Raw genomic sequence first — 20,676 nt, 5'->3', positions numbered from 1 at the left:
GCGATATCACAGTAGAAGAACTCGAGATGGTGGCAGGCGCCTTTGGTCCTATTGGGGCAGTCGGTGGTGCAGCCGTTGGCGTTGCTACTTACCTCGGTAGCCAAACGGGTGGTGGCAGCATCAATGGCGCTGACCTGGCATTGGCGGCTGGGGCTGGCGCGCTGGTAGGTGCTATCGCCGGGCCTGCGGGCATCGGAAGTATCGCTGCGGGTACGACAGCAGGTTTTGGCGGCGGCGTGATTGCAGGTAATGGATCCCGGATGTGGGGCAGTGCTTCGACTGGCGCTTAAGCGTTTAACGCTGTTGATCGTCCATCACCAGGGCGGGCAGTCTGGTCAATTTTGATCGGTTGTCCGCTTGCAAGGTCGGAAGAGGCTGAAATAGCTCAGAATTCGCTGGGTGTTTGAGCCTCTTTTCGACTTGGGGAGTCAAGTGGTCCGTCGCCATCCCTACACATGTAGGGTGTCGGGCGCGGTACGCGGACGCTAGACTGAGTGTCAGTAGTGGCTTCAAGCCATTCTGTCGACGTAAATACTCGGCGTCAGAGGGTAGGTGACCTGGAATGTACCCATGAATTCTTTCGTCGTCATGGCCGTGACGATCTCCATCGGAATAGCGGTGGGGACAGCGGCCGACTATTGGATGATCAATGTTTACATCAAGTACGCGTTGATGGCGTTGGCGATAACGCTGTCGCTTCGTGTACTGGGCGAAAAAAAGGGTAAAGTCAAACGCTCCTGAGGGATGTGGCGTGCGTTAGGACCTACGTCGTCAAGGGGCAGTTGGCGGGTGCCGGCGTCATCGGAGCGATCGCTGATCGCGCCAGCGCAACGCGTGGTTGTTTTGTATTGAGATGCACGTTTAGTGTGATGACCCTGTACGCGACGGTCAGACGGTCCGTTCAGAGTGACTATAAGGAGCGATACACGCTCCGCTAATAATTAATTTATATTCCGTGATGTCAATGAATTCGAAAATTTCTAGCGGGAATGATGACGCTCCCGAAGATTCGTCATTCTTTCGTAAAACTTTTTATTTGGTGTCATTGTACTGGAAGAGCGAAGAAAAACTATTCGCCTGGTGCTCACTGGTGGCGTTAGGAGTGCTGTCCCTTCTGGCGGTGGCCACCGCACTGGCGATCAATGAATGGTACAAGCACTTCTATAATGCCATTCAAGAACTCGATGCCTATTCCTTCTATCGGCTGGTACTGGTGTTCATTGCCATTGTGCTGTTCTCGGTGTTTCGTTCGGTATTGATCACCTATTGGGTCGACGTCTTCGCGCTGAGATGGCGTCGCTGGTTGACCAATCACTACCTGTCTGCCTGGGTCGTCGAGTCGAATCGCCCCGATCAGGTCGAGCGGCAGGTCGACAATCCCGATCAGCGCATCGCCGAAGACATCAACAAGTTCACCTTCGAAACCATTGACCTGGCCTGTGGCCTGTTCTACACGCTGGCCAGCGTCGTGTCGTTCAGTGTGGTATTGATCGGCATTTCCGGTAGTGCGCAGTTGTGGGGCCTGAACATTCCCGCCTATATGTTCTGGGCCGCCTTACTTTATGCGTTTCTGGGAACCTACATCAGCCAGAAAATCGGTTTCAAGCTGGTCTCCTTGAGCAACAATCAGCAACGCTCCGAGGCGGACCTGCGTTATTTCCTGATCCGCTTTCGCGACAGCTCCAGCGACCAGGCGGCCTCTTGTGGGCGTCATGGCGAAAAACAACGGATCAGTGAGAAGCTCGATGTCAGCCTGGCCAACATGCGTCGTACCATCAATGTGAAAATGCGTCTTTCCCTGTTCACCGAGAGCTACAGTCAGCTGTCGCTGGTGTTCAGCAGCCTGTTGGCTGTTCCGCGATTCTTTTCCGGCGCCATCATGTTTGGCGACGTCATGCAGATCAACTCGGCATTCGGCAATCTTTGCGGGAACCTGAGCTGGTTCATCAATGCCTATCACCGCCTGGCCGACTGGAAAGCCACGACGGACCGCTTGATCTCGTTCGATGGAGCCTTGGCCGAGCGTTGCGAAACCCATGGCGCAGTACGAGGGCATGGAACTGTCTTTGCGAAGTAGCCTGAACCTGAGAGGGCTTGCGTCGGCTGACTGCTGCAACGCTGCTGCCAGGCCTGCTCACTCCATCGGCGGCAACCGCCGCTTCACCGGCGTCTTCTTGATGATCGCCGTATTGGTCTCGGCCAGCACGTTGAGGCGGTCGAGCAGCGTGTCCAGCTGCTCCATCGAGCGCACATGCAGGCGGGCGATGAAACAATCCTCGCCGGTGACCTTGTCGCACTCGGTGAACTCGGGAATGGCGATGATCTGCCGCTCCACCTCCTGCAACTGCCCCGGCAGCGGGCGAATGCGCACGATCGCCTGCAACTGGTAGCCGAAACAGCGCGGGTCCACCTCCACCGTATAGCCGCGCAGTACGCCGCGCTCTTCCAGGCGGCGCAGGCGCTCGCTGACGCTGGGCGCCGACAATCCGCTGATCTGCGCCAGGGCCTTGAGCGAGCGGCGCGAGTCTTCCATCAGGGCGTTGATCAGCAACTGGTCGATGGCATCAGTCATGGCAGCCTCGTTAGGTGATTTTCAAGATATGCCTTGATAGTAAAGGCGAGAGCACAGATATGCCTTGGTTATCCGCTGGAAGGTCGCCCTCGACCCTCCGCATACTGTGCCCATCGTCGACAGGAGGTGTGAGATGGACAATTCGCTGCGCCGTGGCTCGCTGGAAATGATCGCCGCCATGCTGATCTCCGGGACCATCGGCTGGTTCGTGCTGGTATCCGGGCAGCCGGTGCTGGAAGTGGTGTTCTGGCGCTGCGTGTTCGGCGCCGGCACCTTGCTGCTGATCTGCGCGGCCATGGGCTTTCTCAAACCGGGTGTGCTGACCCGCGCCACCTTCCTGCTGGCGGTGGCCAGCGGCGTGGCGATCGTCGGCAACTGGGTGCTGCTGTTCGCCTCCTACTCGCGAGCTTCGATCGCCATCGGCACCGCGGTGTACAACGTCCAGCCGTTCATGCTGGTGGGGCTGGCCGCGCTGTTCCTCGGCGAGAAGATCACCCTGGCCAAGCTGACCTGGTTGAGCGTGGCGTTCCTCGGCATGCTGGCCATCGTCAGCGCCCATGGCGCGGGGCAGGCCAGTGGCGACGAGTACCTGTTGGGCATCGTCCTGGCATTGGGCGCGGCGTTCCTGTACGCCGTGGCGGCGTTGATCATCAAGCGCCTGACCGGCACGCCACCGCACTTGATCGCGCTGATCCAGGTGAGCACCGGCGTATTGCTGCTGGCGCCCTGGGTGAAGCTCGGTGGACTGCCGGGTGAACTGCCGGCGCTCGGTAGCCTGGTGACGCTGGGGGTCGTGCATACCGGGTTGATGTACGTGCTGCTGTACAGCGCCATCCAGCGCCTGCCCACGGCGCTGACCGGTGCGCTGTCGTTCATCTACCCGATCGCGGCGATCCTGGTCGACTGGGTGGCCTTCGACCATCGCCTGGCGCTGGTGCAGTGGCTGGGGGTGGGGCTGATCCTGCTGGCGGCGGCGGGCATGCAGCAGGGCTGGTGGTTCCGGCCGGCCAGCGGCCGCGGCGTGGCAAGGCCTGAATGAGGTTCAGTTTGTAAGATCGGCGTGGTCTTGGCGTGTAACAGCCTCAAGGTGTTGAAGTCGTCCGGAGTCGGTATTCGGCTTCAACCGCCGGGGCTGCGAGGCAGCCCTTTCGCGGCACAAGGCCGCTCCTACAGGGGGATGCGCTTCCTGTAGGAGCGGCCTTGTGCCGCGAAAAGACCGCAAACGCCGACTGCTCAGTTCAACCAGCTCAACGCCGGCCCCTGGGGCACGATCCGGGTCGGGTTGATGTGGTTGTGCGAGTAGTAGTAGTGCAGCTTGATATGCGCCATGTCGATGGTGCGGTAGATCGCCGGGATCTGCGTCAGGCGTACCAGGTACTGGTACAGCGCCGGGTACTCGGCCAGGGTCTTGTGGTTGGTCTTGAAGTGCACGTAGTACACCGCCTCATAGCGGATCAGCGTGGGCAGCAGGAACAGGTCCGACAGGCTCAGCTTGCCGCCCACCAGGTACGGCTGCTTGCGCAGCCGGTGCTCAAGGGTGTCCATGGCCGCGAAGAATTGCTGGAAGGCCTGGTCGTAGCTCTCCTGGTCCGGGGCGAAGCCCATGTGGTAGACCATGCGGTTGATGTTGGTGTGCAGCCACTGGTTGAGCTCGACGATGTCGCAGCTGGAGCGGTCGGGCACCAGGTCGATCGGGGTCTTGGCCAGGGGCAGCAGGCGGGTCGCCATCTGCAGCGCCAGCTCCGCCGAATCGTTGTGCACGATACGGTTCTGCTGGCGGTCCCAGAGGACCGGCACCGACTGGTTGCCGGTGAAGCCCGGGCGCGAACGCTCGTACAGGCTCGACAGCAGGGTGACGTCCTTGTGCAGCGGGTCCTGGTCGTGTTCGTCGAACTCCCAGCCCTGGTCGTGGCGGCGGGCCGCCACCGAGGTGACGTCCAGCGCGTCTTCCAGGCCCAGCAGGCTCTGCACCAGGTGCACCCGGTGCGAGAACGGGCAGGCGTGGGAGATGTACAGGTGGTAGCGATTGGGCTCGGCCACCAGTTCGCTGAGGAACAGTTCCTGGACCGACGGGTTGTCTTGGCTGCGGGTCATCTTACCTCCCTACGGCGGTGGCCAGGCTTGGGCATGGGCGTTCGCCGAGGGCGGCGATGCTGTGCTGGATCTTCAGGTTGGCGGCGGCCAGGCCCGCGGCCAGGCTTTCTTCGCCCATGCCCAGGCCTTCGGCGTAGATGAACTCGACGCTGTTCAGGCCGACGAAGCCCAGGGTCTGCGACAGCCAGCCGGCCAGAGTATCGGTGCCCTGGCTGTAGACGCCGCCGCTGGCGTTGAGCACGTGCACCGGCTTGTCATCCAGCAGGCCGACCGGGGCGCCGTCGACATAGGTGAAGGTGACGCCGCCACGCACGATGTAGTCGACCCAGGTGTGCAGGATCGACGGTGCGCCGAAGTTGTAGCGTGGCAGGCCGATCACCACGCGGTCGGCTTCCTGGATCTCTTCGATCAGCTCGTTGGACAGCTTCAGTGCTGCGGCCGCCTCGATGCTGCTGGCGTCACCGCCGAACAGGGCGTCCATGGTCACCGCATTGAGGTGCGGGATGGGCTGGGCGTGCAGGTCGCGTACCGCCACCGAAGCTTCGGGGTTGACCTCTTTGAGCTGCTTGAGGAAGTTGTCCACCAGTTGGCCGGAGAAGCCGCCATCGGACTTGATCGAGGAGCGGATGACCAGGACCTTGTGATTCATTGCGAGAATCCTTTCAGTGATGTGTGTGACAGCCAGTCTTGAGCAATCGGGCGGGAGTGAAAAGCGCAGATAATCAGGGTATTACCCTTAAGGTTGTCATGTATCGCCAGGGGCTCTGTGCTGAAACGATCGCGGGGCAAGTCCGCCCCCACATATCACGTGGGAGCGGGCTTGCCCCGCGAAGAAGGTGATGGGTGATTACGCCGTCACCACTCCCGCTTGAGCCTGAACTTGCTCAGCTGCGCGCTGGCGATGCGCGTCTGGCTGCCGTCGGCGTTGACCCGCCAGGCCTCGGCCTGGGTGAACATCAGGTTGCGTCCATCACGGATCACCTTGGCGTGGAACAGCACCTCGGTGTCCCGCGGTGTGGCCGATAGCAGCAGGGTGTTGAAACTGTTGGTCAGGGCGTACTCGTCAGGCCCCAGCAAGGGCAGGGTGGCGAGCATGCTGGTGACGTCGAGCATCGAGTAGATCACCCCGCCGTGCAGGGTCTGGCTGAGGTTGTCGATGGCATCGGTGACGGTCAGCCGGCAGGTGCACTGGCCGGGGGACTGTTCCAGCATTTCCAGCCCGCAGTAGCGCTGGTAGGCGTGTTCGAGCAGCGCGCGCGAGTGCGCGGCGGCGTGGTCGCTGATGGTGCTCATGGTGTGATCCTTCACAGGTGCCGGGCAATGATTTCCAGCATGATTTCGTGGGTGCCGCCGCCGATGGCCAGCAGGCGGGCGTCGCGGTGGATGCGTTCGACCAGCGAGGGCTCGACGCAGCCGTGGGCGCCATGCAGTTGCACGGCGTCGCGGGCCAGGGTTTCCAAAGTCTGTACGGCGCTGTTCTTGGCGATGGCCACCTGGTGCGCGTCCAGGGTGCCTTCGGCCTGGCGGGCCACGCAGGTGTCGACGAACTGGCGGCTGACCGTCAGCTGCGCGTAGTGCTCGGCCAGGCGCTGGCGGATCACCGACTTGTCGAACAGCGGCTTGCCGCCGACCTGGCGGCTCTTGCACCAGTCGATGGCGGCCTGCAGGGCCATGTCGGCGCTGGTGATGGCCATCACCGCCAGGTTCAGCCGCTCCTGCTGCAGGCTGGCCTGCAGCAGGCGGCCGACGCCGCCCTTGCCGGTCAGGCGCAGCGCTGGCACGTCGACAAGCTCCAGGTCGGCCAGCGGCAGGCAGCGCCAGCCCAGGGCCTGGCGCGGGGTGTGGCGGATGCCGGCGGCGGAGCCTTCGACCAGGAACAGCGCCAGGCCGTCCTCGCAGTGGCCGACCATCAGCAGCCAGTCGGCGCGGGTGGCGTTGCAGATGAACGCCTTGTGCCCGTTCAGCCGGTAACCGTCGGCCTGGCGCGTGGCCCGGCACTCCAGGGCGCGCAGGTCGGAACCGGCCTGGCGCTCGGTGATCGCCAGGGCGATGCTCTGGCGGCCATCGAGCACTGCCGGCACCAGATCGTGGACGATCGGGTGGCCGGTGGCTTGCACCGCCTTGAGGCTGACGAAGTGCGAGCCCAGGCCCATGGTGATGCCCTGGGCGCCGCTGCGGGTCAGCTCCTCGATCAGCACCGCCACGGCCCTTGGGTCGTCCGGCAACTGGCGGTGGTCGTGGCCCAGGCCGAGCAGGCCGGCGGCGCCGGCCTCGCGGTTGAGCGTGGCCGGGTAGGCGCCGAGCTGCTCCCAGGCCGCCACGTTCGGCGTGATGCGCTCGCTGACGAAGGCCTGCAGGCGCTGGCGGTATGCGTCACTCATGGCGATCTCCTCAGAACACCGTGGTCAGGGCCAGGTCGTGGAAACGCTCGACGATCGGCCGGATCCGCGAGGAGGTCATGGCGCTGTCCTCCTCGAAGTAGTACAGGTCGGTCATGTCGCGCATCACTTCCAGCATCACCCGCGAACGCTCGGCGGCGCGGATTTCGTAGCGCTGCAGGGCGCTGTCGAGGCGCTCGTCGCAGCAGCCGACCAGGGCCTGGGCGAGCATGAAGGCGTTCTCCAGGCCCAGGGTCAGGCCGTAGCCGAGGGTCGGCAGCATGGCGTGGATGCTGTCGCCGAGCATCACCACGCGGCCGTTCTGCCAGCAACCGGCGCCGGTCAGCGCCATCATCTTGTGGGTGAGGATCTGCTCGTGCTCGGTGGCTTCCATCATCCGCACCACGTCCGGCGGCAGGTCGGCAAACAGCTGTACCAGGCCGTCACGGTCGAGCAGCGGCTGGTTGCGGTGCTGGTAGGCGGCGAACCAGTAGCGGTACGGGCGGTCGGCCGCCAGCGGGTAGGTGACCACCCGCGAGAACTCCGAGGCGAAGATCTGGCAACGGTCGGGCAGCAGCAGCGGCGAGTCGAACTCGACCATGCCGCGGCTGGCCACCAGGCCCGTGTCGTAGGGCGTCAGGCCCGGCTCCAGGCACTGGCGCACGGTGGAGCCGACGCCGTCGCTGCCGATCACCAGGTCGAAGTCTTCCTGCTCGCCGTTGCTGAAGGTCACCCGCGCCTGTTCGCCGACCTTCTCCACCTTCTCGCAACCCATCTGGTAGCGGATCTGCCCGGGGGCCAGGCGTTCGCGCAGCAGGCCGAACAGCTCGGGACGCGGGAACATCACCGCCGGCGCCGGGATCCCCAGGCCGTCCGGGCGCACCGGCTGGCTGTGGATCAGGCGACCGTCGCGGCCATGGGTGTCGAGGAACTCGATGGCCTTGCCGCGGCCGATGAAGCCGGTGTCGTTGAACAGGAAGCGCAGCACCTGCACGCCCTGGGGCCAGACGTAGATGCCGGTGCCCGAGTCGCGCGGGCCATGGGCCCGCTCGTACACCGTGGCCTCGAGGCCGAAGCGCTTGAGAATCAGGGCGCAGGCCAGGCCATTGAGGCCGGCGCCGATGATCGCGATCTTCATGCGGCCACCTCGCTCAAGGTGTTCCAGCTCTGGCCGCTCATGCGGTAGCGGCGCTGCAGCAGGCACAGGCTGGTCAGCTCCATCAGCATCGGGTCGAGCAGGCCCTGTTCCTGGGCGCTGAGGGTCGGCAACTGCTTGAGCAGGGTGCGCACCTTGGCCGCGTCGAAGAACGGCAGCGCGTCCAGATCACGGCTGTGCAGGGTGTCCTGCACCAGCTGCCACAGGCGGCCTTGCTGCTGCAGGGTGGCCGGCGGGGCGCGGAAGTAGTGCTTCTTGCGCTCGTACAGGGCCTTGGGCAGGTAAGGGCGCATGGCTTCGCGGAACACGAACTTCTCGGTGGCGCCGCGCACCTTCATCCACACCGGCAGCTGGCAGGCCAGTTCGACCACGTGGTGGTCGAGCAGCGGCACGCGGCCTTCGATGCTGTTGGCCATCTCCATGCGGTCGCCCAGGGTGGTGAGGACGAAGTTCGGCAGGTACGACTTGGCCCACAGGTACATGGAGTTGTGCACCGGATCGCGGTCGGCGAGCTTGCCGTGGTCGAGGCGGTCGAAGAACTGGCGGTACGGGTCGACACCGCTGAAGTGATCGCGGAAGTCGCCGCGGTACAGGCTCTCCAGGGCCTTGAACCAGCCGGCCTGGTTGTCCAGCCACGACACGCCGTGCTTGAGCTGCTCGACCATCCAGTGGATGTCGTGGGGCATGTGCGCGTTGGTGTAGCCCTGCTCGTTGGCCTGGATGCGCTGGCGCAGCAGGTCGATGACTTTCGGGTCTTGTTGTTCGTTGTTGTACAGCAGCATGTCGCGGCGGAAGTGCGGGTAGCCGGCGAACACTTCGTCGGCGCCTTCGCCGGTCAGCACCACTTTCAGGCCGGCCTTGCGCACTTCCTTGCTGAGGATGTACTTGGCCACACCGTGGGCGTTGAAGAATGGCGTCTCGTTGTGCCACACCGCCTGCTCGAAGTTGTCCGCCAGGTCGTCCTGGGTGATCTCGATGGTGTGGAAGCGCGCGCCGTTGTGCTCGGCGGCCATGCGCGCGAAACGGTTCTCGTCGTAGTCGTCCATGTCGGTGAACGACAGGTTGAAGGCGTCCAGCGGCTCGCCCTTGAGGGCGGTGGCCATGCCCAGCATCGCCGAGGAGTCGATGCCGCCGCTCAGGTACACGCCCATCGGCACGTCGGCGCGCAGGCGCAGGCGCACCGCTTCCTCGATGGCGGCGCGCACGGATTCGATCATGCCGGCCTCGTCGCTCGGCGCCGGGGTGTCGCGGCGGGCGAATTCCATGTCCCAGTAGCGGCCGCTGTGCAGGCCGCCGTGGTCGACCATCACCCAGCAGCCCGGCTGCACGCTGCGCACGCCTTCGAACAGGGTGTGGTCGCGCAGGTAGAAGGCGCGGCTGGCATAGGCGTTCTCGTCCCAGGTCGGGTTGACGCCGGCGGCCAGCAGGGCCTTGATCTCGGAGGCGAAATACCAGTTGCCTTCATGCTGGGTGTAGAACAGCGGCTTGATGCCCAGGCGGTCGCGTACCGCCAGCATCAGACGACGACGGCGGTCGAACAGGACCATGGCGAACTCGCCGCGCAGCTCCTTGAGCCCGGCCATGCCGGAGCGGCGGTACAGGTGCAGGGCGATCTCGCTGTCCGAGGCGGTCTTGAAGATCGCGCCTTCGGCCTGCAGTTCGGTACGGATGCGTTCGTGGTCGTAGAACTCGCCGTTGACGATCACCGCCAGGTCGCCTTCATCGGCGACGATCGGCTGCATGCCGTTGTCCAGGCCGATGATGCTCAGGCGGGTGTGGCCGAGCACGGCGCGCTCGCCCGGGTCACGCCACAGGCTGTGCTCGTCGGGGCCGCGGTGATTGATGGCGGCCAGGGCGTCGAGGATCGACTGGTCGCTGATGCTGTTGCGTTTGGACTGGTAGACACCGATGAAACCACACATGGCAAAATCCTTTTCTCATAGGTCGGGCGTCGTCGGCGACGCCGGAACGGCGCGGGCTTCGTGGTCCGCGCACCCAGGGTTCATTGCGCCCAGTCGGGGCGGCTGCGTTCGAAGAAGGCGGCAAGACCGTGCTGGCCCTCGCTGGAGGTGCGCAGGCGGGCGATCAGCTGCAGGTTGCAACCCTGCTCGTCGAGCAGGTGGTCGCGGCCTGCCAGGCGCGCCAGCATCTGCTTGATCTCGCGACTGGCCTGGGGGCCGGTCTGCAGCAGGGTGGCCAGCCAGCGGTCGCGGGCCTGCTCCAGCTCGGCGGCGGGCACCAGGCGGTGGACCAGCTGCAGGCGCAGCGCATCCTCGGTGCCGAACACCTCGGCCGAGAGCATGTAGCGCCGTGCCTGGCGCACGCCCATGGCGCGCACCACGTAGGGGCTGATCAAGGCCGGGGCCAGGCCCAGGCGCGCCTCGCTGAAGCAGAAGCGCGCATCCTCGGCGGCTAGCACGTGGTCGGCGCAGCACAGCAGGCCCAGGGCCCCGCCGAACACCGCGCCGCGGGCCAGCATCAACACCGGCACCGGGAAGTCGTCCAGGCGCTGCAGGACGTTGGCCAGCAGGCTGGCGTCCTCCAGGTTGCGCGCATGGTCGAAGTCGCGGCTGCGGCGCATCCACTCCAGGTCCGCCCCGGTGCACAGGTGCTCGCCGGCGCCGTCGAGCACCAGGGCGCGCAGCCCCGGGTGCTCGGCGAGGGCCTGCAGCTGCTCGTGCAAGGCCCCGAGCAGGGCCTCGTCGAGGGCGTTGCCGGCATGCGGACGGTTCAGGGTCAGGCAGGCGACCGCGGGTTGCGGCCAGCTCAGCAGCACGTCGCTCATGGTCGTCAGCTCGCCATCTTCAGGGACAGGGCGGTGCTCTCGTACTGACGGCGATAGCCCTCGCAACCGCCGTAGCGGAACGCGCCGCCGGTGACGTACGGCGTGCTGTAGTCGGCCACGGCCGGGTGGTTGTCGCCGTAGAACCAGGCGCTGTACTGCTCATGGCCCAGGCGGGTGCGGCTGGCCAGCATGCGCGCATGCGCCTTGCGCCGCGAATGGGCCTGGTAGCCCGGCACCACGGTGGCGCTGAAGAACTCGCCGACGCTGCCCGAACCGTAGCTGAACAGGCCGATGTTGCGGCCGGTCAGGTCCTCGTCGCTGTTGTCCAGCAGCGACAGCAGGGCGATGTACAGCGAGGCGGTGTAGCAGTTGCCGATGGCCTTGCCGTACAGCTGGCTGGTGGAATAGGCCTTCTCGCCCAGGGCCTTGGCCGCTTCGGGTTCGATCGCCTCGAACACCGAGAAGGCTTTCTTCGCCATCTTGGTGAACGGCTGGTGGAAGCACAGGAAGCTCATATCTTCCAGGCCCAGGCCGCCGTCGGCGCGGTAGCTCTGCCAGGCGTTGCGCAGCGACTCCAGGTAGACCTCGATCGACAGCTTGCCGTCGACCAGCGCGGTGCTGCGCAGGTTCGGCCGCCAGAAGTCCGAGACGTCCAGGCTGTAGCGGCCCTGGTGCGGGTGCAGTTCCAGCAGGCGCGGGTTTTCGGCCACGATCATGGCCACGGCGCCGGCGCCCTGGGTGCATTCACCTTCGGAGTTCTGCTCGTAGCGGGCGATGTCGGTCGCGATCACCAGCACCTTCTCGTGAGGGCGCTGGGCGACCAGCGCACGGGCCATCTGCAAGCCGGCGGTGGCGCCGTAGCAGGCCTGCTTGAACTCCACCACGCGGCAGTCGGCACGCAGGCCGAGCAGGCTGTGGACGAACAGGCCGGCGGCCTTGGACTGGTCGATGCCGCTCTCGGTGGCGAGGATCACCGTGGCGATCGAGGCGCGGGTGGCGTCATCGAGCAGCGGCAGGGTGGCGTTGGCCGCCAGGGTCACGATGTCTTCGTCCGGGGCCGGCACGGCCATGAACTCCTGGCCGATGCCGACCAGGTATTTCTGCGGATCGATACCATGCCGTTCGGCAAGTTCTTCCAGTGCGAAAAAGTGTTGCGGTACAGACAGCCCAATATCATCAATGCCGATTTTCATGTGTATGCCCAATTATTTTTCACTGTTGAAAAAATCCCAAAATACACAACCGGTCTTGTTGTTCCGGTGCCAGACCCTGCTGGCCATTTAATTATTGCGGCTGAAGCTTTTGGCAAAAAAAGCGAATAATTCCGATGGGATTGATGACGCCAGTTCATGGTTTTTTGAGGGTGGAAAGTTCGGCGTTTATTTATCGCGCACAGGCGTGCGCCCCGTGATTCCACGCGGCTTGTGCAAAGGGGGATGAGCGGATTGTCGAACAATTGGGCAATTAAAATTTTCAATTGTTTTAATATGAAAATTTTATGGCGGTGTTATCGCCTGATTGACCTGTTGTTTTGGCTATATATTTATGCCGTATCGCTTGTGCATATCTGCATGGTCGGGACTTCCTTGTCCATTATTCATCCATTAGTGCCGGGCACCGTGAGGGAGGTTGTTGTCGCACGAACCGCGCCGGGCGAATAGTGACAAAAAGTGCGTGCATCGCGGCATGGTCTTCATGTGTCGTACGCAGCTGTGGTACAACGCCGCAGGACAAAGGATTCGTCGCCCGGCTTTCGGGTACACAAGGAGGTAGTGGTGTTTTCCAAGATCAGTCTCGATCAGTGGCGCGCGTTCGTCTGCACGGTCGAGTGCGGCGGTTTCCAGCAGGCCGGCGAGCACATGTACAAGTCGCAGTCGGCCATCAGCCACTCGGTCAACCGCATGGAAATGCTCCTGGGCCAGGAGCTGTTCATCATCGAAGGCCGCAAGGCCGTGCTCACCTCCCTGGGCAAGGCCCTGCTGCCCCAGGCCAAGCACCTGCTGGGGGCGGCGCAGAAGCTCGAGCACCTGGCCAACCAGTACCAGCCCGGGCTGTTCACCGAGCAGGCGCTGGCGGTGGATGTGCTGTTCCCCATCGAATTGCTGCAGCAGGCGTTGCAGGAGTTTGCCCTGGAGTACAAGGATCACCGTATCCGCCTGTACGAAACGGCGTTGTCCGGGGCCCGCGAGCTGCTCGAAGACGGCAAGGTCGAGCTGGGTATCGCCAGCAGCCTGCCTTCCGGCTACCTGCAGGAGTTCCTGCTCAATGTCTCGCTGGTCTGCGTGGTGGGGGCCAGCCACCCGCTGAGCGAGGCGCAGGGGGAGTTGAGCCTGGACGACATGAAGAACCACCGGCAGGTGGTGATCCGCGATTCCGGCACGCGCAATTCGCAGAACAGTGGCTGGCTGGGGACCTCGCAGCGCTGGACGGTGAGCAGCCTGGCGGCGGCCGAGAGCTTCGTCGAACGGGGGATGGGCTTTGCCTGGTTGCCGGAGCATCGGGTGCAGCAGGGGTTGGCGCAAGGGCGGCTGGTGCGGGTCAACCTGCAGCATCAGCGGGAGCGGGAGGTGCCGATGTACATGGGGTATCCCGAGGAGTACCGGCACAGTCCCGAGGTGCGGTTGCTGGCGCAGATATTGCGGGAGCGGTGTCGGGAGTATCGGCCGGGGTGATTGTTGGGGCGGTAGCCGGGGCTGCTGCGCAGCCCTTTCGCGGCACAAGGCCGCTCCTACAGGATATGCGCCAGTTTTGCCATTCCCTGTAGGAGCGGCCTTGTGCCGCGAAAGGGCCGCGCAGCGGCCCCAGCTATTTCAAAGACTGTCAGATCTTTCCGAACCTGAAACCAAATGCTTCAGCCAGCAAGGCTTGGGAACTATCCTACGCGCTTGCCGGAAGCCGCCGTGTTGTCGGGGAAATACCCCACGGATAACTTCACTGGGTCGCCACACCAGGTGACCGGGCGTGAGAACCCGAGGCGTAAAGTATCGGCAATCCAGTTATGGCAGCCGTGCCCGGGCAGACTTCGGTCTGGCCGAGTTTTTCTTGCGCCTCGGTTTCTCACCCCGTGCACGGCTGCCACCATTTGTTTCTCGCTCCAAAGTGCTGTCGTGGGAGCGGGCTTGCCCCGCGATTCGGGCGCTGCCAGGTCAATGCTTCATGGTTGCCGTACGCGGGCAGACTTTGGTCTGGCCGGCTTCAGTGCGTCGGTTTCTCACCCCGCGTACGGCGGCCACCTACTTCGTGTGAAAGATCGAACTGGGCAGTGCTCCCAGTCAACCCCGCAGATCACTCGGCAGGAAGTCCCGCTCCGGCTCGTAATCCAGCTTCAGATACCCCGCCAGCTCGCGCAGGTCATCCGGGCTCAGGCTGCCGGCCTGCTGCTTGAGCCGCAGGCTGTCGACGATGTACGCATAGCGCGAGACGTTGTAGTCGCGCACCGCGTTGTACAGGTCGCGCTGCGCATCGAGGATATCGACGATGTTGCGGCTGCCCACCTCATACCCCGCCTCGGTGGCCCGCAACGAGCCCTGGCTGGAGACAATGCTCTGGCGTCGCGCCCGCACCTGCTCGACATCGCTGACCACCGCGCGGAAGGCGTTGCGCGAACCTTCCAGCACCTCGCGCTCGAGGCTGGTGCGACCGTACTCGGTGCGCGCCAGCTCATGGGTGGCCTGGCGCACCCGCGCGCTGGTGCCGCCGCCGCTGAACAGCGGCAGCTTCATCTGCACCATCACCGAGCTGTCGCGCTGGTTGCCGGGGCGCTGGCCGAAGTGCGCGCTGGAGTCCATCAGGTCGCTGTCGCCCTCGGCGTAGCCCATGGCCAGGTTGAAGGTCGGCAGGTGATCGGCCTTGCTGCTGCGCAGGGTCTGGCCGGCCTGGCTGACGGCGGCCTGGCTGGCGCGCAGGCGCAGGTTCTGCGCCATGGCCTGCTCGACCCAGGCGTCGGCGCGCTCGGGCACCGGCGCCTGCACCGGCAGGCTGTGGCGGATCCCGGCCAATGCCGGTTGCGCCTGGCCGGTCAGGCGCATCAGCGCCTGGTAGGCGTCTTCGCTGCGGCGCTGGCTGTCGATCAGGTTGGCGCTGGCGCGGTCGAAGCTGGCCTGGGCCGAGAGCATGTCGTTCTGATCCGACAGGCCGGCGTCGTAGCTCAGCCGGGTCTGCTGCAACTGGCGGTCGAAGGCGCGCAGCTCGGCCTTGGCGGTGGCCAGGTTGTCCTCGGCCAGCAGGGTGTCGAAGTAGCTGCTGGCGGTGTCGAGGATCAGCTGTTGCTGGAACGCCGAGAAGTCCAGTTCGGCCTGTTCGTTCTCGGACTGCGCGGCCTTGAAGTCGAACCAGCGGCTGAGGTCGAACAACGGCTGGTCGAGGCTCAGGCGGTACAGGCTGCCGCTGCGCTGCTCGACCTGGCGGCGGTCGCTGCGCACGTCGCCGGCCTCGGCATCCAGGGCCACCTGCGGCAGCAGGCGGGCGCGGGCCAGGGGCACGGCCTCGCGGCGGGCCAGGTAGTTCTCGCGGGCGGCGGCCATGTCGCTGTTGTGCTCGACCACCTGGGCGTACACCGACATCAGCGTCGCACGCTCGGCGGCAACGGCCTGGGCCAGGGGCGCCAGGAGCAGCAGGGGCAGAAGGGTCTTACGTAGCATGTCGTTTCTCTTAATTCGGGCCGGCCGCTCCCAGGGGCAGCCGATCACGGCTGCCACAGGGGAGGGCGGGCGAAGGGGTCAGGCCGGCTGGGTGTAGGCGGCCAGTTCCTGCAGGCGTGGGTCTTCGCTGGCACGGTGGTCCTTGGCCAGCAGCGAGTACACGGTGGGCAGGATGAACAGGGTGAACAGCGTGCCGACCAGCATGCCGATGACGATCACCAGGCCCAGGCTGAAGCGGCTGTGGGCACCGGCACCGCTGGCCAGCAACAGTGGGACCAGGCCCACCACCATGGCCGCGGTGGTCATCAGGATCGGCCGCAGGCGAATCTGCGCGGCGCGTTCGATGGCCGTGCGGCGGTCGAGCTGGTCGGCCTGCTGCAGCTCGTTGGCGAACTCGACCATGAGGATGCCGTGCTTGCTGATCAGGCCGACCAGGGTCACCAGGCCGATCTGCGTGTAGATGTTCACCGTGGCGTAGCCCAGGTACAGCGGGATCAGCGCGCCGCACACCGACATCGGCACGCTGACCAGGATCACCAGCGGGTCGCGCAGGCTTTCGAACTGCGCCGCCAGCACCAGGTAGATGACCAGGATGGCGAAGATGAACGTCACCACCAGGGCACTGCCTTCCTGGACGAACTGGCGGGCATCGGACAGCCAGTCATGGCTGAAGCCGGTGGGCAGGGCATTGGCTTGGGCGGCGAGGAACTGCACCGCGTCGCCGATGCTCACGCCCGGCGCCGGCACCGCTTGCAGGGTGGCGGAGTTGAGCTGGTTGAACTGGGTCAGCTTGTTGGGCTCGATCGACATGTCGAAGCTGACCAGGGTCGACAGCGGCACCTGGGCGCCGTTGGCGGCCTTGACGTACTGGCCGACCAGCATCTCCGCCGACAGGCGCTGGGCTCGCGCCACCTGCGGGATCACATCGTAGGAACGGCCGTCGAGGGCGAAGCGGTTGACGTAGTTCTCGCCCACCAGCACCGCCAGGGCGTCGCCGATGGCCTGCATGCTGATGCCCAGGTCGTTGGCCTTGCTGCGGTCGATGTTGATGTTGACCAGCGGGCTGTTGAAGTCCAGGTCGGAGTCGACCACGGCGAACAGGCCGCTGGCCATGGCCGCCTGCTTGATCTTGTCCATGGCGTCGAACACCACGCGGTGGTCCTGGGAGCTCTGGATCACCATCTGCACCGGCAGGCCGCCGGTGGAGCCGGGCAGCGGCGGCAGCTGGAAGGCGAAGATGGCCACGCCCTCGATCTCGCCGACGGCTTTCTGGATCTCGGCCTGCAGCTGGTCGGCGCTGCGCTGGCGTTTTTCCCAGGTGCTCAGGTTGGCGCCGCCGAACGCGGTGCGTGGGCCGTCGTTGCCGTTGACCACCCAGGTGATGTCGGTTTCCGGGAAGGTGGCGAACAGGCGGTCCATGCGGTGCGCGTACATCTCGGTGTAGTCGATGTTGGCGTACTGAGGGGCCTTGGCCACTGCCAGCACCTGGGCCTGGTCCTCGACCGGCGCCAGTTCGCGCTGGGCGCCGAGGTAGAGGATCGGCAGGCTGACGAACACCGCCGCGGCAATCGCCAGGGTCAGCCAGCGGTGGTGCAGGGACACGTCCAGCACACGCCCGTAACCCTTGCCCAGCCACTGGAAGAAGCGCTCGGCGCCACGGGCCATCGGCCCTTCGCTGGCCTGGCGGTTGAGCAGGAAGGCGCTCATCACCGGCGACAGGGTCAGCGCCACCACGCCGGACACCACCACGGCGCCGGCGAGGGTGAAGGCGAACTCCTTGAACAGCGCGCCGGTGAGCCCGCCCATCAGGCCGATGGGTGCGTACACCGCGGCCAGGGTCAGGGTCATGGCGATCACTGGGCCGGCGATCTCGCGGGCGCCGACCAGCGCCGCCTGCAAGGGCGACTTGCCTTCCTCGATATGGCGGTGGACGTTCTCCACCACGACGATGGCGTCGTCCACCACCAGGCCGATGGCCAGGACCATCGACAGCAAGGTCAGCAGGTTGATACTGAAACCGAACAGACTCATGATCGCCGCCGCGCCGATCAGCGACAGCGGGATGGTCACCAGCGGGATCAGCACGCTGCGCAGCGAGCCGAGGAACAGGAAGATCACCACGGCGACGATCACCACGGCCTCGACCAGGGTCTTGACCACCTCGTCGATGGACGCCTGGATGAAGCGCGCCACTTCGAACACGATGTTGGCGGTCATGCCCGGCGGCATGGTCTCGCGGATCTGCGGCATCATCTCCTGCACCGCGCCGACGATGGTCAGCGGGTTGCCGGCGGGGGTGGCGTGCAGGCCGATGAACACCGCCGGCTCGCCGTCCATGATGCCGCTGGTGTCGTAGGAGGTGGCGCCGAGCTCGGCGGTGCCGATGTCGCTCAGGCGGATCAGCGTGTCGCCGTCGCGGCGCACCACCATCTGGCGGAACTGGTCGACGCTGGTCAGGTCGGTGTTGATGTTGATGTTGGCCGAGACGTACTGGCCCTTGGTCTGCCCGGGGGCGGCCTGGAAGTTGTTCTGGCGGATGGCCTCGGCCACGTCGCTGGCCGACAGGTTGCGCGCGGCCATGCGCGCCGGGTCCAGCCACAGGCGCATGGCCAGTTTCTGGCCGCCGAGGATCTGCGCCTCGGCGACGCCGTCGATGGCCGCCACGCGTGGCTGCACCACCCGCGAGATGTAGTCGGTGATCGCCGGCAGGCCGATGTCCTTGCTCGAGAAGCCGATGTAGATCACCGCCGTGCCTTCACCGGAGGACTTGGCCACCACCGAGTCGTAGGCGCCTTCGGGCAGGCGGTACTTGACCTGGTTGACGGCGGCCATGATCTCGGTGAGGGCCTTGTTGGAGTCGGCGTTGAGCTTCAGGCGCACGCTGATGACGCTCTTGCCCTGGGTCGAGGTCGAGCTCAGGTAGTCGACACCGTCGACCGAGGCCACGGCTTGCGAGATGGGCTGGGTGACGAAGCCCTGCATCAGCTGCGAGCGGGCGCCGGGGTATTCGGTGGTGATGGTGATGGTCGCGCTTTCCAGCTGCGGGTACTGGCGGATCGGCAGGTTCAGCAGCGCCAGCAGGCCAAGCATGACGATCATCGCGCAGACCACCAGGGTCAGTACCGGGCGGCGGATGAACAGGTCGGTGAATTTCATGGTGCTACAGGTCCTTTTCAGTGGCACGCAAACCCATTACTGCTGGGCCAGGTCCGGCTTGCGCGTGGTGCTGGCGGCCAGGGTGTCGTCGGTGACCCGCACCGGCATGCCATTGCTCAGGCGGATCTGCCCGGACACCACCACGCGGTCGCCCGGTGTCAGCGCGTCGAGCACCACTACACGGTCGTCGCGGCGGGCGCCGAGCTTGACGAACACCTGCTCCACGCGCAGCGCGCCGTCCTTCTCGCGCAGCACGTACAGCGAGTTGCCGTAGGCGCTGTAGCTGATCGCCGTTTCCGGCACGCTGAGCACGTCGGCGTGGCTCGGCAGCTCGATGCTGACGTTGGCGAACATGCCCGGCTTGAGTTGCTGGCCGGGGTTGTCGAGGGTCGCTTGCACCTGCATGGAGCGGGCACCCGGATCGATCTGCGGCTCCAGGGTGGTGACCGCGGCGACAAAGCGCTGCTGCGGCCAGGCGTCGACCTTGAGGGTGATGGCCTGGCCCGCTTGCAGGGCGGCGGCGGACTGCTCGGGCAGCGGGAAGTTGACATGCAGGCGCGACAGCTCGGTGAGGGTCACCAGGCTGTCGCCGGGGCTGACGTACTGGCCGAGGTTGACCTTGCGAATGCCCAGCACGCCGGCGAATGGGGCGCGGATGGTCTTCTGCGCGATCTGCGCCTGGACCTGGGCGATCTCGCCAAGCAACTGGTCGTAGTTGGCCTGGGCCTGGTCGAGCTGGGCCTGGGTGGAGGCCAGCGGCAGCACCTTGCGCGTGCGCTCCAGGGCCAGCTTGGCGTTCTTGGCCTGGGCCTGCAGCTTGGCCAGCTCGCCGCGCTCGGGCGCGTCGTTGAGCTTGACCAGCACTTGGCCGGCGGCCACGGCCTTGCCGGCGGTGAACTCCAGCGCGGTGATGCGCCCGCCGACTTCCGGCGAGACATTGACCTGGTGCACGGCCTCCAGGGTTCCGACGGCGCTGAGCACCTGCGGCATGGGGCCGGACTGCACCCGGGCGACCGCCACCGGGGTGGCGTTGGCCTGGGCGGCGGGGGCGTCGTTGGCCATCACCGCCGGGGCGGGCAGCAGGGCCATGGCCAGTAGCGACAGCGAGGTGCCGGCGGCGATCCAGTAGCGATTGTTCATTGTGCGGCTCCTTGTGCCTGGTTCTGGTTGGCACGGACCTGGATGAAGGTCTGGCGCAGTTGCTCGAGGCTCAGGGCGCCGGGGACCAAGTAGCGGCCATCGATCACCAGGCTGGGTACCGAGCTGATGCCCAGGCGGCGGCCCAGGGCCAGCTCTTCGTCGAGCATTTGCGGGGCCTGTTGGTCGAATGCCGTGGCGAAGGCCTGCGGGTCGAAGCCGGCCTCGGTGGCGACCGCCAGCACGGTGGCGCGGTCGCCAATGTTGCGGGCCTGCACCAGGTGGGCTTCCTGCAGGCGGTCGAACATACGCTCGTGGCCTTCGTTGCCGCCCAGCGCCTTGGCGGTCTGGCAGGCGAGGCCGGCGAGCAGGCCGGTGGGGTATTCGAAGTCCTGCTGGCGCATGGCTTCGATGTTGATGCGCTTGACGTCCTCGGCGCGCGAGCACGACAGCCAGTGGCTGAGGATGGTTTCCTTGGCCTTGGGCATCGAGCCGAAGCGCTCGACCATCGCCTCGCGGCTGGTCTGCAGGATGAAGCTGCGGTGCTGGATGTCCAGGTTGAGTTCGTCCTGCAGCTGCTTGAGGCGCGGGGCGAGGACGAAGCACCAGCCGCAGACGACATCGTGGAAGAATTCGACTTTCAGGGGTGACATGGCAGTGATCCGGTTTCAGGGAGGGATGGCCGCACTATCCACAGCGCCCCGGCAAGAAAAAAGCGACAAAAGTGCCGCAAACCCTCTCATCCCCTTCATCGATGG

Annotated in this window: 18 protein-coding genes; 5 read left to right on the top strand and 13 right to left on the bottom strand. The window is 65.3% G+C overall.

The window, feature by feature from the left end; translation table 11 throughout:
* Positions 1-570: 570 nt before the first annotated feature.
* Positions 571-741, top strand: a complete 171-nt coding sequence (locus tag AC0MAZ_RS21785; RefSeq protein ID WP_234560308.1) for a hypothetical protein — start codon at positions 571-573, stop codon at positions 739-741.
* Positions 742-1,102: 361 nt separating this feature from the next.
* Positions 1,103-2,077: an SbmA/BacA-like family transporter gene (locus tag AC0MAZ_RS21780; protein ID WP_475859128.1), complete on the top strand. Its 975-nt coding sequence runs from the start codon at positions 1,103-1,105 to the stop codon at positions 2,075-2,077.
* Positions 2,078-2,134: 57 nt separating this feature from the next.
* Here AC0MAZ_RS21780 and AC0MAZ_RS21775 read toward each other — a convergent pair whose 3' ends face one another.
* Positions 2,135-2,572: an Lrp/AsnC family transcriptional regulator gene (locus tag AC0MAZ_RS21775; protein WP_475859126.1), complete on the bottom strand. Its 438-nt coding sequence runs from the start codon at positions 2,570-2,572 to the stop codon at positions 2,135-2,137.
* 133 nt (positions 2,573-2,705) lie between these two features.
* Here AC0MAZ_RS21775 and AC0MAZ_RS21770 point away from each other — a divergent pair, with 133 nt between their 5' ends.
* Entirely contained in the window at positions 2,706-3,611 is a 906-nt protein-coding gene (locus tag AC0MAZ_RS21770; RefSeq protein WP_475859125.1) for a DMT family transporter, read from the top strand.
* A gap of 194 nt (positions 3,612-3,805) precedes the next feature.
* On the opposite strand, the gene AC0MAZ_RS21765 is transcribed toward AC0MAZ_RS21770, so the two are convergent.
* The 8 genes from AC0MAZ_RS21765 to AC0MAZ_RS21730 all read right to left on the bottom strand — a co-directional run bounded on the left by AC0MAZ_RS21765 (position 3,806) and on the right by AC0MAZ_RS21730 (position 12,178).
* Entirely contained in the window at positions 3,806-4,666 is an 861-nt protein-coding gene (locus AC0MAZ_RS21765; RefSeq protein WP_051555768.1) for a glutathione S-transferase C-terminal domain-containing protein, read from the bottom strand.
* A 1-nt stretch (position 4,667) separates the two neighbouring features.
* The gene (locus AC0MAZ_RS21760; RefSeq protein WP_023629104.1) at positions 4,668-5,315 is read right to left on the bottom strand and encodes an FMN-dependent NADH-azoreductase; all 648 of its coding nucleotides are present in this window, start codon (positions 5,313-5,315) and stop codon (positions 4,668-4,670) included.
* Between the two features lie 206 nt (positions 5,316-5,521).
* Entirely contained in the window at positions 5,522-5,959 is a 438-nt protein-coding gene (locus AC0MAZ_RS21755; RefSeq protein ID WP_028692820.1) for a PaaI family thioesterase, read from the bottom strand.
* Positions 5,960-5,970: 11 nt separating this feature from the next.
* Positions 5,971-7,047: an acyl-CoA dehydrogenase family protein gene (locus AC0MAZ_RS21750; RefSeq protein ID WP_213884160.1), complete on the bottom strand. Its 1,077-nt coding sequence runs from the start codon at positions 7,045-7,047 to the stop codon at positions 5,971-5,973.
* Between the two features lie 10 nt (positions 7,048-7,057).
* Positions 7,058-8,182, bottom strand: a complete 1,125-nt coding sequence (locus tag AC0MAZ_RS21745; protein WP_046856510.1) for an FAD-dependent oxidoreductase — start codon at positions 8,180-8,182, stop codon at positions 7,058-7,060.
* Positions 8,179-10,122, bottom strand: coding sequence for an asparagine synthase (glutamine-hydrolyzing) (gene asnB / locus AC0MAZ_RS21740; protein WP_234560304.1), 1,944 nt, complete (start codon positions 10,120-10,122; stop codon positions 8,179-8,181). The genes AC0MAZ_RS21745 and asnB overlap by 4 nt, the downstream gene beginning before the upstream one ends.
* Before the next feature lie 80 nt (positions 10,123-10,202).
* The gene (locus AC0MAZ_RS21735) at positions 10,203-10,985 is read right to left on the bottom strand and encodes an enoyl-CoA hydratase-related protein (protein ID WP_110739294.1); all 783 of its coding nucleotides are present in this window, start codon (positions 10,983-10,985) and stop codon (positions 10,203-10,205) included.
* 5 nt (positions 10,986-10,990) lie between these two features.
* The gene (locus AC0MAZ_RS21730; RefSeq protein ID WP_475859121.1) at positions 10,991-12,178 is read right to left on the bottom strand and encodes a hydroxymethylglutaryl-CoA synthase; all 1,188 of its coding nucleotides are present in this window, start codon (positions 12,176-12,178) and stop codon (positions 10,991-10,993) included.
* Here AC0MAZ_RS21730 and AC0MAZ_RS21725 point away from each other — a divergent pair.
* Complete coding sequence (locus tag AC0MAZ_RS21725; RefSeq protein WP_475861507.1) at positions 12,101-12,307, top strand: hypothetical protein; 207 nt, start codon at positions 12,101-12,103, stop codon at positions 12,305-12,307. The two genes, AC0MAZ_RS21730 and AC0MAZ_RS21725, sit on opposite strands and share 78 nt — an antisense overlap.
* Positions 12,308-12,760: 453 nt before the next feature.
* Positions 12,761-13,657 carry a LysR family transcriptional regulator gene (locus AC0MAZ_RS21720; protein WP_203651719.1) on the top strand — a complete coding sequence of 299 codons (897 nt, stop codon included), beginning with the start codon at positions 12,761-12,763 and terminating at the stop codon, positions 13,655-13,657.
* 600 nt (positions 13,658-14,257) lie between these two features.
* Here the strand turns inward: AC0MAZ_RS21720 and AC0MAZ_RS21715 are convergent.
* From AC0MAZ_RS21715 to AC0MAZ_RS21700, 4 genes are all read right to left on the bottom strand, one after another.
* On the bottom strand, positions 14,258-15,625 hold the full coding sequence (locus AC0MAZ_RS21715; protein WP_254463811.1) for a TolC family outer membrane protein: 1,368 nt from the start codon (positions 15,623-15,625) through the stop codon (positions 14,258-14,260).
* Between the two features lie 78 nt (positions 15,626-15,703).
* On the bottom strand, positions 15,704-18,781 hold the full coding sequence (locus AC0MAZ_RS21710; protein ID WP_203651721.1) for a MexW/MexI family multidrug efflux RND transporter permease subunit: 3,078 nt from the start codon (positions 18,779-18,781) through the stop codon (positions 15,704-15,706).
* Positions 18,782-18,817: 36 nt separating this feature from the next.
* Positions 18,818-19,921: an efflux RND transporter periplasmic adaptor subunit gene (locus AC0MAZ_RS21705; RefSeq protein WP_232856566.1), complete on the bottom strand. Its 1,104-nt coding sequence runs from the start codon at positions 19,919-19,921 to the stop codon at positions 18,818-18,820.
* Positions 19,918-20,571, bottom strand: a complete 654-nt coding sequence (locus tag AC0MAZ_RS21700; protein WP_203651723.1) for a DsbA family oxidoreductase — start codon at positions 20,569-20,571, stop codon at positions 19,918-19,920. Before AC0MAZ_RS21700 ends, AC0MAZ_RS21705 begins: the two co-directional genes overlap by 4 nt.
* Between the last annotated feature and the right edge of the window lie 105 nt (positions 20,572-20,676).

The organism is Pseudomonas sp. A, from assembly GCF_056270345.1.
The sequence above is the reverse complement of the archived record's forward strand: the minus strand, read 5'-3'. Positions and strand labels throughout refer to the sequence as shown.

What these genes read in the sequence shown, in the direction of transcription:
- AC0MAZ_RS21700 (WP_203651723.1), bottom strand. Translation starts at nt 20,571, where the DNA reads ATGTCACCCCTGAAAGTCGAATTCTTCCACGATGTCGTCTGCGGCTGG.
- AC0MAZ_RS21770 (WP_475859125.1), top strand. Translation starts at nt 2,706, where the DNA reads ATGGACAATTCGCTGCGCCGTGGCTCGCTGGAAATGATCGCCGCCATG.
- AC0MAZ_RS21725 (WP_475861507.1), top strand. Translation starts at nt 12,101, where the DNA reads ATGCCGTTCGGCAAGTTCTTCCAGTGCGAAAAAGTGTTGCGGTACAGA.
- AC0MAZ_RS21710 (WP_203651721.1), bottom strand. Translation starts at nt 18,781, where the DNA reads ATGAAATTCACCGACCTGTTCATCCGCCGCCCGGTACTGACCCTGGTG.
- AC0MAZ_RS21750 (WP_213884160.1), bottom strand. Translation starts at nt 7,047, where the DNA reads ATGAGTGACGCATACCGCCAGCGCCTGCAGGCCTTCGTCAGCGAGCGC.
- AC0MAZ_RS21765 (WP_051555768.1), bottom strand. Translation starts at nt 4,666, where the DNA reads ATGACCCGCAGCCAAGACAACCCGTCGGTCCAGGAACTGTTCCTCAGC.
- AC0MAZ_RS21705 (WP_232856566.1), bottom strand. Translation starts at nt 19,921, where the DNA reads ATGAACAATCGCTACTGGATCGCCGCCGGCACCTCGCTGTCGCTACTG.
- AC0MAZ_RS21730 (WP_475859121.1), bottom strand. Translation starts at nt 12,178, where the DNA reads ATGAAAATCGGCATTGATGATATTGGGCTGTCTGTACCGCAACACTTT.
- AC0MAZ_RS21735 (WP_110739294.1), bottom strand. Translation starts at nt 10,985, where the DNA reads ATGAGCGACGTGCTGCTGAGCTGGCCGCAACCCGCGGTCGCCTGCCTG.
- AC0MAZ_RS21715 (WP_254463811.1), bottom strand. Translation starts at nt 15,625, where the DNA reads ATGCTACGTAAGACCCTTCTGCCCCTGCTGCTCCTGGCGCCCCTGGCC.
- AC0MAZ_RS21760 (WP_023629104.1), bottom strand. Translation starts at nt 5,315, where the DNA reads ATGAATCACAAGGTCCTGGTCATCCGCTCCTCGATCAAGTCCGATGGC.
- AC0MAZ_RS21745 (WP_046856510.1), bottom strand. Translation starts at nt 8,182, where the DNA reads ATGAAGATCGCGATCATCGGCGCCGGCCTCAATGGCCTGGCCTGCGCC.
- AC0MAZ_RS21775 (WP_475859126.1), bottom strand. Translation starts at nt 2,572, where the DNA reads ATGACTGATGCCATCGACCAGTTGCTGATCAACGCCCTGATGGAAGAC.
- AC0MAZ_RS21785 (WP_234560308.1), top strand. Translation starts at nt 571, where the DNA reads ATGAATTCTTTCGTCGTCATGGCCGTGACGATCTCCATCGGAATAGCG.
- asnB (WP_234560304.1), bottom strand. Translation starts at nt 10,122, where the DNA reads ATGTGTGGTTTCATCGGTGTCTACCAGTCCAAACGCAACAGCATCAGC.
- AC0MAZ_RS21755 (WP_028692820.1), bottom strand. Translation starts at nt 5,959, where the DNA reads ATGAGCACCATCAGCGACCACGCCGCCGCGCACTCGCGCGCGCTGCTC.